We start from the raw sequence: 690 nt of genomic DNA on the forward strand, positions 1-690 counted from the left end.
TACCCCAATTCGGGATAAAATAGCGATTAGTTGCATGTGAAGACAGATACGTGAATTCTCTTCCCATACCATCAGACATGGGCTATATATAAAGAATCGAAAGAGATTATTCTGTCCTTAGAACAATGTAAGTTGCTTCGTGTCTTCGATGCAGTATCCTTGCAATGCCTTTGGCTTGTTATCAAAGAAACAATATGCTCCCAAGGCAGAAATAAGGTTCATGATAAAGTTGCTTACAGATCTATGGCGTGAATGTACAATCTGTGCCGTATTCTTCAGCATGTCGTTAATGGTTTCGATAATGTATCTCTTGCGCAGCATCATTCTGTCATAGAACGGCATCAGCTTGTTTTTCATGTTTACGCGCAACCCTGTCACCAGCTGTATTCCATCCTCAAAGAGGAAGTCAAACAGCTTCTGCGAAATATAGCCTTTGTCAGCAAACAGCTTGCCATACAAACGTTTAGCAAGAACCTTGAACACATTCGGGTCCTTGTCGCTGACATTTGCACCAGTAAGTACAAACGCTATTATCTCGCCTCTGTCATTGCACGCAAGATGGAGCTTAAAGCCATGGCACCAACCCATTGTTCCTTTTCCGTCAGTGGCAATTCCCTTGAATACCTTATTGGCATATCTCCTGAGATTATGGCATACGGGTATCATCGTGGAATCAACGAATGTTATGCC

At 42.3% G+C, this 690-nt stretch carries 1 protein-coding gene; it reads right to left on the reverse strand.

The genetic code is table 11. From position 1 onward, the window contains the following. Positions 1-117: 117 nt before the first annotated feature. Positions 118-690: IS982 family transposase (locus CIK90_RS00690; RefSeq protein WP_144007182.1), on the reverse strand; the 573-nt coding region annotated here is incomplete at its 5' end.

Origin of the sequence: Prevotella sp. P5-126 (assembly GCF_002251185.1) — a bacterium.
Classification (GTDB): Bacteria; Bacteroidota; Bacteroidia; order Bacteroidales; family Bacteroidaceae; genus Prevotella.